The sequence below is a fragment of the Collimonas fungivorans genome, from assembly GCF_028292705.1.
In the GTDB taxonomy this organism is placed as follows: Bacteria; Pseudomonadota; Gammaproteobacteria; order Burkholderiales; family Burkholderiaceae_D; genus Collimonas; species Collimonas fungivorans_B.
The window spans coordinates 1-9,017 of record NZ_JAQGLV010000150.1 but is presented as its reverse complement, the minus strand read 5'-3'; the positions used below and the strand labels follow the sequence as shown (position 1 = coordinate 9,017).

9 protein-coding genes and 2 pseudogenes are annotated in these 9,017 nt (G+C 58.5%); 3 read left to right on the top strand and 8 right to left on the bottom strand.

Features of this window, described 5'->3' with window-relative positions:
* Both JWQ61_RS07710 and katG read left to right on the top strand, forming a co-directional pair.
* Positions 1-212 (top strand): hypothetical protein (locus tag JWQ61_RS07710; protein ID WP_304360008.1); only part of this gene is annotated, 212 nt, incomplete at its 5' end.
* Between the two features lie 33 nt (positions 213-245).
* Complete coding sequence (gene katG / locus JWQ61_RS07705; protein WP_304360007.1) at positions 246-2,390, top strand: catalase/peroxidase HPI; 2,145 nt, start codon at positions 246-248, stop codon at positions 2,388-2,390.
* A gap of 126 nt (positions 2,391-2,516) precedes the next feature.
* On the opposite strand, the gene JWQ61_RS07700 is transcribed toward katG, so the two are convergent.
* The 4 genes from JWQ61_RS07700 to JWQ61_RS07685 all read right to left on the bottom strand — a co-directional run bounded on the left by JWQ61_RS07700 (position 2,517) and on the right by JWQ61_RS07685 (position 5,424).
* Positions 2,517-2,816, bottom strand: a complete 300-nt coding sequence (locus JWQ61_RS07700; protein ID WP_304360006.1) for a hypothetical protein — start codon at positions 2,814-2,816, stop codon at positions 2,517-2,519.
* 25 nt (positions 2,817-2,841) lie between these two features.
* Complete coding sequence (locus JWQ61_RS07695; protein ID WP_304360005.1) at positions 2,842-3,678, bottom strand: DUF4824 family protein; 837 nt, start codon at positions 3,676-3,678, stop codon at positions 2,842-2,844.
* Positions 3,675-4,742 carry a DUF2157 domain-containing protein gene (locus JWQ61_RS07690; protein WP_304360004.1) on the bottom strand — a complete coding sequence of 356 codons (1,068 nt, stop codon included), beginning with the start codon at positions 4,740-4,742 and terminating at the stop codon, positions 3,675-3,677. Before JWQ61_RS07690 ends, JWQ61_RS07695 begins: the two co-directional genes overlap by 4 nt.
* Before the next feature lie 283 nt (positions 4,743-5,025).
* On the bottom strand, positions 5,026-5,424 hold the full coding sequence (locus tag JWQ61_RS07685; protein ID WP_304360003.1) for a RidA family protein: 399 nt from the start codon (positions 5,422-5,424) through the stop codon (positions 5,026-5,028).
* A 221-nt stretch (positions 5,425-5,645) separates the two neighbouring features.
* On the opposite strand from JWQ61_RS07685, the gene JWQ61_RS07680 reads away from it, so the two are divergent.
* Positions 5,646-6,239: a TetR/AcrR family transcriptional regulator gene (locus tag JWQ61_RS07680; RefSeq protein WP_304360002.1), complete on the top strand. Its 594-nt coding sequence runs from the start codon at positions 5,646-5,648 to the stop codon at positions 6,237-6,239.
* 231 nt (positions 6,240-6,470) lie between these two features.
* On the opposite strand, the pseudogene JWQ61_RS07675 reads toward JWQ61_RS07680, so the two are convergent.
* The 4 genes and pseudogenes from JWQ61_RS07675 to JWQ61_RS07660 form a co-directional block, all read right to left on the bottom strand.
* Positions 6,471-6,632, bottom strand: a pseudogene (locus JWQ61_RS07675) (DUF1427 family protein); the annotation flags it as partial.
* 40 nt (positions 6,633-6,672) lie between these two features.
* Entirely contained in the window at positions 6,673-7,629 is a 957-nt protein-coding gene (locus JWQ61_RS07670) for a zinc-binding alcohol dehydrogenase family protein (protein ID WP_304360009.1), read from the bottom strand.
* 126 nt (positions 7,630-7,755) lie between these two features.
* Positions 7,756-8,583, bottom strand: coding sequence for a helix-turn-helix domain-containing protein (locus JWQ61_RS07665; RefSeq protein ID WP_304360001.1), 828 nt, complete (start codon positions 8,581-8,583; stop codon positions 7,756-7,758).
* Between the two features lie 171 nt (positions 8,584-8,754).
* Positions 8,755-9,017: pseudogene (locus JWQ61_RS07660) on the bottom strand (peptidase M14); the annotation flags it as partial.

Genomic DNA, 9,017 nt, shown 5'->3' with positions numbered 1-9,017 from the left:
TCAAGAGATGCCTCATGAAAAATACTGCACTTCCCGGGCGCCATATCGGGCTGCCGGCTTTGTGTCTGGCGACCATCGCGGTGGCGCTCATTGCCCTTGGCAGTGGTCCAAGTATTGCAGCAGCTCCCACTTGGGATAAGGACGCAGCAATAGGCGATAATCAAAGTTTACAAACTGTTGGCCCGAACGACCTGGTTAAAGAGATGTTGTAGTCACCAAACCTACCCACGACAAAGGAGATCCCCATGTCAACTGAAGCCAAATGTCCTTTCCACCATGCCGGCGGCGGCACAACGAACAAAGACTGGTGGCCGAATCAGCTACGCATTGATTTGCTGAACCAGCATTCCAACAAGTCCAATCCGTTGGGCGAGAAGTTTGACTACGCTGAAGAGTTCAAGAAACTTGACTACAAGGCGCTCAAGGCAGATTTGATCAAACTCATGACCGACAGCCAGAGCTGGTGGCCGGCCGATTTTGGCCACTATGGTCCGCAGTTCATCCGCATGGCCTGGCATTCAGCCGGTACCTATCGCACCTTTGACGGTCGAGGCGGCGGCGGTCGTGGACAACAGCGTTTCGCACCGCTCAATTCGTGGCCGGACAACGTCAATATTGATAAATCGCGCCGCCTGTTGTGGCCGATCAAGCAAAAATATGGCCAGAAAATCTCTTGGGCCGACCTTTTCATCCTGACCGGTAATGTGGCGCTGGAGTCTATGGGCTTCCGCACCTTCGGTTTCGCCGGCGGCCGCGAAGATGTATGGGAACCGGACATGGACGTGGGCTGGGGCGCTGAAACCAAATGGCTGGGCGATGACAAGCGTTTCCAGGGCGACCGTGAACTGGACAGCAACCTGGCCGCCACCCACATGGGGCTGATCTATGTGAATCCGGAAGGCCCGAACGCCAGCGGCGACTACATGGCTGCAGCCAAGGACATCCGCGCCACCTTCAGCCGCATGGCCATGGACGACGAGGAGATCGTTGCCTTGATCGCCGGCGGCCACACCTTCGGCAAAGCGCACGGCGCCGCGCCCGAATCGCACAAGGGCTTCGAACCAGAAGGCGCGGGCATCGAAGCCCAGGGCCTGGGCTGGAACAGCAACTTTGGCGGCGGCCACGGCAAAGACACCGTGTCCAGCGGCCTGGAAGTGACCTGGACCAAAACCCCGACGTTGTGGAGCAACAACTTCTTCGAAAACCTGTTCAAGTACGACTGGGAGCTTACCCATTCGCCGGCTGGCGCCAAACAGTGGGTAGCCAAGAATGCCGAGGACATCATTCCCGACGCGCATGTGCAAGGCAAGTTCCACAAACCCACCATGCTGACCACCGACCTGACCATGCGCTTCGACCCGGAGTTCGGCAAGATATCCAAGCGCTTCCATGAGGACCCGCAAGCCTTTGCAGAAGCTTTTGCGCGCGCCTGGTTCAAGCTGACCCACCGTGACATGGGCCCAAAGGCACGTTACCTCGGTCCCGAAGTGCCGAAGGAAGATTTGATCTGGCAAGACCCGTTGCCGGCTGCGACGCACCAGCCATCAGCGGCCGACATTGCCGATATCAAGGCCAGGATCGCAGCCTCTGGTCTATCGGTAGCCGAGCTGGTGTCGGTGGCCTGGGCTTCCGCCTCCACCTTCCGTGGCGGTGACAAACGCGGCGGCGCCAATGGCGCACGCCTGGCTCTGGCCCCTCAGAAGGACTGGGAAGTCAACGCGACGGCAGTGAGTGTTTTGCCAAAGCTGGTCGACATTCAGAAGGCTTCGGGCAAGGCCTCGCTGGCTGACGTGATTGTGCTCGCCGGCGGCGTTGGTGTTGAACAGGCGGCCAAGGCCGGCGGGATCTCGATCGACGTGCCCTTCGCACCGGGCCGCACCGACGCCAAACAGGAACAGACGGATGTCGAGGCCTTTGCCGTGCTGGAGCCAGTCGCCGACGGTTTCCGCAACTACAATAAGGGCAAGTCCAGTGCTGCGACCGAAGTGTTGCTGGTTGACCGAGCCCAGTTGCTGACGCTGACTGCACCGGAGCTCACCGCGCTGGTCGGCGGCCTGCGGGTACTTGGCGCCAACTTTGATGGTAGCAAGCACGGTGTGTTCACCGACAAGGCCGGCGTACTCAGCAATGACTTCTTCGTCAATCTTCTGGACATGGACCTGGAGTGGAAAGCCGTGGACAGCGAGGCCGAATTGTTCGAAGGACGCGACCGCAAGACCGGCGCGGTCAAGTACACAGGCACGCGCAACGATCTGATCTTCGGTTCCAACTCGGTGCTGCGGTCTTATGCCGAGGTCTATGCAGCTGTGGATGCCAAGGAGAAGTTCGCCAAGGACTTCGTCGCGGCTTGGGTCAAGGTCATGAACGCGGACCGCTTCGATCTCGCGTAATGCCGACTGCCAGGGGCCTTGTCTGGTTCAAGACAGACAGGGCCTGCTGCGCCAGCGTCGCCAGTGCGTGGTGACGCTGGTCTTTCAACAAATAATGCGGGCAATTTGTTTCAGACAACATGTCTATCATCGAGATCCAAAGAAGTAGACACCAACAGCAGCAAGACACAAAAGCGCAAGTATGATCCCAAGAATGCGAATGATCCGGCCCGTGAGAGTCGCATATCTCGGTGTGTGAGTTCCGTTTGGATTATTCAACCCTCCAGGGAGCTCATCTTCAAGTGTCGCCACCCAACCGTTGATTAGGATTGCCGCTACCACGATCAGAAATGCCCACCAGAACCGCAACCCTGAAATAGCTGCGAGAACAGCCGCCAGCATAGCGGCAACGAGCAGCCAGACTGTGGGCCAAAGTGCACGTTTCATGGCGGCCTTTGTGTTGTCTACGTTGTTACTTGGTTGATGCCGCCACTATCCAAGGTTCAAGTCGCCTACCGAATGCCACCGTCGCTTCGAAGGAAGACCGTTTGTCATTGTCGGCGTAACCATATTTCTGGTTTTTCTTCTGTATCGGTTCGAACACGTCTCGGAATTCAAACGGCACATTGATGCTTTGCGCGCTGACATCTTTGACGTATCCGGTCATCAGCGGCCGCTTTTCCTTGTCGTAAACCACCCGTGGCTGAATCTGGCCGCGCACGATGCCGTAGCGACGCGTATCCGGATATTTTGCACGAAGCATCTCGCGATCCAGGCTGGCATCGACGATGAATAAGCGGCTATTCAAATTCAGTTCTTGTAACAAAGCTGTCGGCTGATCCTTCTTTTTGTCATCCACTGCCTTTTTCTTTGAGTCATCCGCATCTGCTTTTTTTGCAAGTTCGATGGACTGTTGATATGCGGGACCATCGAATTCCATGACCAGGAATACCGGCTTGGAAAGCTGCTTTTGATAAGTCGTCCGACCGCGGTCAGTATCAATCGACATGGAGACATTGAAGCCGAGCGACGCAAGCTTTGCCTTGTCTAGCCAGCCAGGACTATTGTTGTACTGCTGGTATTCATTCAAGGAGCCGGGAAGCCTCCACTGCAGCATGAGCGAGATCCCGTTATTGTCATTATTCTGTCTCCAGCGGTAGGGAATCCGCAATTCTCGCTGAGACAACTGGAGGGTGCTGTCCGCCAATCCGCTATGGTTGAATCTGACGCCTAGCAACACAACCAGGTTCGTCAGCAGGATCAGCGCCACCCCTGTGATCATGGAATATCGGCGAGTCCACTTCATCATTTCGCCTCCCCGGATTGCATTGCCCTCAAACGCTTGAGGATGACCAGAGTCAGAACGGCAGTCAGGCCAAGCACTAAAAAGAACAGGTATTTGGGCATCGACTCCCACCACCAGTCATAAAATTTGGTGAACAGGAAAATGACGAAAAAAGCCACGCCCGTATTGACCACTTCTGGCCAGTGGCGGCGTATGCCCAGCCAGATCGCGCCCGCGCTGAACAGGAATCCTGCGACTTGGTAACCGTGTCTGATGAAGTCGGCGTCAATATCAAGATAGCTGCTTCCGCCCCAGTCGGCCAATACCAGCATCGGCAGGAACAGGCTCAGAAGGGCGAACACCCGATATAGCATCGCAAAACCGGTGAAGCGTAGATGCGATACAAATTGCGGGATGAGGAATAGCACAATGGCAGCCGGAAAGAAGTTTTCCGGGCGTTCGCCAAAATCCAGCCAATACATGCCGGACCAGGTTCCTGTGCGAGCGGCGACAAATCCGATCAGGCAAATAATCCCTGCCGCCAGCAGCAAGCGCAATTGGCATGTGTACGCCAAGAGCAGGGCGAACGCAGCCCACACAATCAAGGCATTGTCGGAAGGCGTGATATTGAATATCTGTCCGAGCATGGTCAAGTCGAGCACAAAACAGGCGAAGGACACCATGGCTGCGAGTTTGGCGAAATAGCCGGTCGAGTCGCGCTTTTGTACCCACATCGTGCCTAGGAAAGTGCCAAGCGGAGCCAGGACCAGGATTGCTACCTGCACCGGGGTCGTTAGCGCTCCCCAGAACTGATAGAACAGGAAGAAAATGCTTGCGGCTAACGCCAACGCTCCTAAAAAGGAAGCGATGCGCATTCCTATCGAGAGTTGCCGGGACGGGACGTTCCGGTCTATATCGAACGTGCGCGAAAATTCGGCGAGCAGCGCCTGGTGGTGCGACGATACTGCATGCTGCTGCTCTTTCGTCAGCGCAAGGACGCCATCCTGTTGCAGCCGTTCCAGCTCTTGCCGGAATACGTTGATTTCGTCTGCACGACGCTGCGCTTCTGTTTGCGTGGATATGCTCATGGGCTCATCGTCGTTTGTATGGCATTGCGTAATCAAGCCTCTAACAAAATGGGAAAAACAGCTGACGTAAAATGGCACGGAAAAATTGCTTAGTCAACATTAACTTGATTGATTCAGCGAACCCCTGGTTAGTGAAAGGAGGGGACTGGAAGCAAGGCGTGGCCGCCGGTCCGCCCTCCCTGTACAGCAGTTGCCGTGAGGTCGAGCGGATTAGCGACGGGCCTGATAGCGTCGAACTTCAGGCACCGTCGAATCACGGCGCAAGCATTGACGATATTGTTGGTCAGGCGGAGTGAGGAATACGCGCAATGACCTTGATTTCAAAATCGAAGCCGGCGAGCCAGTTCACGCCGACCGCAGTCCAGTTCGGGTAAGGCTGCTCACCGATTGCCTGCAGTCGAACGGTGTTGATGGCCTCCCACTGCGTTGCCGGATCAGTGTGAAAAGTGGTGACGTCGACAACATCGTCGAATGTGCAGCCGGCGGCTTTCAGCACCGCGGTGAGATTGTCGAAGGCAAGCTGGACCTGTTTTTCGAAGACCGGCTCGGGCGACCCGTCCTCACGGCTGCCGACCTGGCCCGAGACGAACAGCAAGTCGCCCGAGCGGATCGCTGCCGAATAACGGTTGATCTCGTAGAGCGCCTGACGACCGGCAGGGAAGATTGCATCGCGTTTTGACATTGTGTAACTCCTATTAAAATATGGAAGGTCCGAACTGCCGGCGCAAGGTGGTTTTCACCGACAATGGCGACTCACGTTGGCACGGCTTCAGCGTTTCGGATGGCGGGCGCTTCAGCGGCCACAGCGGCTGTTGATATACGCCTCGTATGTTAGTATAAAAAGAAATACGCGCCGTATGTGAAATAACATACGAGGCGTATGTTATTTTTTAAGGATAGTCAGTGACAAAACGACGTGCGGAAATGGTGGAAGAGACTCGGGCCAAGCTGATTCAAGCGGCTCGCAAGGCTTTCGCCGCGAAAGGTTATGCGGCGGCGTCCATGGACGACCTGACCGCCGAAGCCGGCCTGACGCGAGGCGCGCTGTACCACAACTTCGGCGACAAGAAGGGATTGCTGCAGGCGGTGGTCGACCAGATAGACGCGGAAATGGGGACGCGGGCGCGTGCCGCCCAGGAGGGCGCGGAGACCGCATGGCTTGGATTTCTTGCAGAGGGCATCGCGTACATCCAGATGGCTCTGGAACCTGAGATCCAGAGGATCATGCTGCGGGACGGACCGGCCGTGCTCGGCGATCCATCGCAATGGCCCAACCAGAATGTCTGTCTTCGCAGGACAACCCAAATGATCCAGGAGCTCATCGATGCGGGCACGGTCAAGCTGGTAGATGCGGAAGCTACCGCCCGGCTGGTCAATGGAGCCGCGCTCAATGCCTCGCTCTGGATTGCTGCCGCGGACGATCCGCCAGCGGTCTTTGCCAAAGCTGTCGAGGCTTTTCGTCATCTTGCCGGTGGATTATTGCAGACCAAGGGTTGACGACTCTAATGCATTCTTTGTGATTTCTTTTTCCTTCCTAAAATAAAAGCATGAAGCGTGCAGGGCATGAAAACAGAACTTGCGCACTTTGCCATCGCCAATGAGAGTCCGCTCGCGGCCGGGAGCGGTTTTTTGGCGATTCCAGACTCCCATGACCACTGATGTCTTGGTCATCAGGTATCCATCTGCGCTACCGCCTGGGCTAAGCGGTTGCGCCCGGTCCGCCCGCTATCCGGTCATGCTGCGGACCCAGGGAATCAGCTGCTCGCCGGCCAGTATGCCGAGCAGGCCGACCAGGGCGATCACGGGCGGCGCCGGGGATCTGACGCCGGCGACGCTATACAGCACACCGACGATTACGCCGATGGCGAGGGATAATAGATAGGCTTTCATGACGGCTCCAGGCAGATTGAAGGGAAGGGCTGGGGACTGCTCACATATTGATTACGACGCGGCCGCGCGTGCCTGCCGCCACCGCCGCATAGGCCTGGCGCGCTTCCTGCAGCGTGTAGCGCTGGGCGATCACCGGCGCCTCGTATCTGCCGCTGTCGAAGCCGTCCACCAACTTGGCCATCAATGGCGCCGATTCGGCGACGCCTAGCTTGGCGCTGTCGACCCCGATCAGCTGCGTCTCATTGTGATAAAAATCGATCAGGTCGAAATCGACCCGGCGCTTGCCGCTGGCGCTGATGACGACCACCCGGCCGCGCCGCTTCACCAGCCCCAGCGCAAACTCGAAAGCCGTTCCGCCCGCGGCGTTATAGACGACGTCGACGCCGCCCAGGGTTTGGATGCGGCGCTGGGCGCTTTCGTCCAGCGGCAGGTATTCATCCAGCAAACGCGCCGCGGGTGAATTGTCGGCGGGAGCGATACGGTCGATGCCGATCACGGTACAGCCCAGCGCTTTGGCGATCTGCGTCACGGCGCCGCCGACGCCGCCGCTGGCGCCCAGCACCGCAATGGTTTCGCCGGCGCGCAGCTGAGCATACTCAACCGTGCCGAGCCAGGCAGCGATGAAGTTGACGCCGATGGCGGAGGCTTGTTCGTGGCTCAGGGAGGCCGGCTTGCGCACCAGTGCGGCAACCGGGATGCGGATGAATTCGGCATGGCTGCCATCTCGCGTGAAGCCGATATCACCGCCGGTGCCCCACACCTCAGCGCCGAGCCACGGGGCGGGACCGTCCACTACAACGCCGCTGAAATCGCGGCCGGGAATGCGCGGCAGCCGGGTGTGCTCGAAATGGCCGGAGATGTTGACCACATCGCTGGGATTGACCGAAGCGCTCTTGACTTGAATGACGGCGCTGCCGGCGTCGGCCGCAGGCCTGGCGAGCGCCAGGTAGTTGAGCATGTCCGGGTTACCGAAAGTTTGAAACTGGATGGCGTTCATCATGATGCTGCTCCTTGAGATATGTTCAAACGCTGCAATCAGCCGCGTATAAGCAGATTCTAGGAGGCTTGTTCAAGCCCGGGGAGACAAAGACTTTCGAATTTCGGCCAGGCGATCCTTGCCAGTTTATTGTGTGAATGGCATTAACGCGGTGTCGTCGCCTTCGGCCAGCGTCGCGCCCAGGGTTTCGCTGGCCACGTATGCGCCAGGCGCGGCGCCCAATGCGCGCCGGAACATGTCGCTGAAGCTGCTCGGCAGGTAGCCCAGAGAGCGGGCGATCTGGCTGACCGGCTGGCCTTCCGCCAGGCGCGACATGGCGACCGCCAGCTGCACCTGGCGGCGCCATTCGGCGAAGCCCATGCCCAGCTGCTGCCGGAACAGGCGCGATAGGGTCCGTACGCTGGCGCCGGCATTTTCGGCATAATGGGCAAAGCCGAAAGCTATCGAAGGATTCTCGATCACCGCCCGGCACAGGCGTTCCAGCCGCCGGTCGGAAGCTTCCGGCATCGGGATCCGCAGCGACGAGCGCGGCGCCCGCGCCAGCTCCAGCAGCACCAGTTTGTAGGCCGCCTTCAGGTAGGCGTCGTCATGCCTGCCTTGATATTCCGCAATCATGATGATCAGTTCCCGTAGCAGACCGCTGACTTCGAACAGATCGCTGCGGCGGTTCAGGTGGCCGGTTCTGCGAGTCGGCAGGTAGAGATTGCGCATCCGCACTGCGCTCATCATGTGGATGGAGTGCTCCGTCCCGGCCGGAATCCACACCGCGCGCCGAGGCGGTACGACGAATGCCTCGCGTCCGACCTCCACCCACATCACCCCCGCCACGGCGAACAGCACCTGGCCCCAGGCATGGGAATGCGGGTCTATCCGCTCGCCGCGCGGATAGTGGCGCGCCACCGCATTGCCTTCGGCGGCGTCGTTGTGCAAATCTGGAGGAGTTGCCTTGGACAAGATAAAAGGACTTTTCTAGCGCGTGGTGGTCGAAACTCGGTTGTATAGAATAATAGCACTCAGCTATGAGGGGGATTTTGGGACAGGCGCAGCACCATTTCGAGTTCACTGGTGTTTGACATCGCCCGGTGATCGCCCGCGACGCGTTCGCATCCTGTAGGAGATTTTTGACTACATCAACGCTGCCACCGGATAGCGCTGCCATTCCGGCTCGGCATGGCGCCGGCCGTGGGCGAACAGAAACCAGAGCACCGCTTGCGGATCGGACAGCTGCGCCGGATGCGCGGCCTTCCATTCGTCGAACGCCTGCCGCAGCGCCGGCTCGTCGGCCAGCATCTGCAAGGCCGTGTCCTCGAAGACATAGGCTGAGATGGAGGCCTGCTTCTTCTCCAGCACGCTGTTGAAGAACCCCCAGCGGAAGAAGCTGTCGTGCG

Bases quoted from the DNA above. Each gene is read 5' to 3' on its own strand.
- katG (WP_304360007.1), top strand. From the start codon at position 246: ATGTCAACTGAAGCCAAATGTCCTTTCCACCATGCCGGCGGCGGCACA.
- JWQ61_RS07700 (WP_304360006.1), bottom strand. From the start codon at position 2,816: ATGAAACGTGCACTTTGGCCCACAGTCTGGCTGCTCGTTGCCGCTATG.
- JWQ61_RS07695 (WP_304360005.1), bottom strand. From the start codon at position 3,678: ATGATGAAGTGGACTCGCCGATATTCCATGATCACAGGGGTGGCGCTG.
- JWQ61_RS07690 (WP_304360004.1), bottom strand. From the start codon at position 4,742: ATGAGCATATCCACGCAAACAGAAGCGCAGCGTCGTGCAGACGAAATC.
- JWQ61_RS07685 (WP_304360003.1), bottom strand. From the start codon at position 5,424: ATGTCAAAACGCGATGCAATCTTCCCTGCCGGTCGTCAGGCGCTCTAC.
- JWQ61_RS07670 (WP_304360009.1), bottom strand. From the start codon at position 7,629: ATGAACGCCATCCAGTTTCAAACTTTCGGTAACCCGGACATGCTCAAC.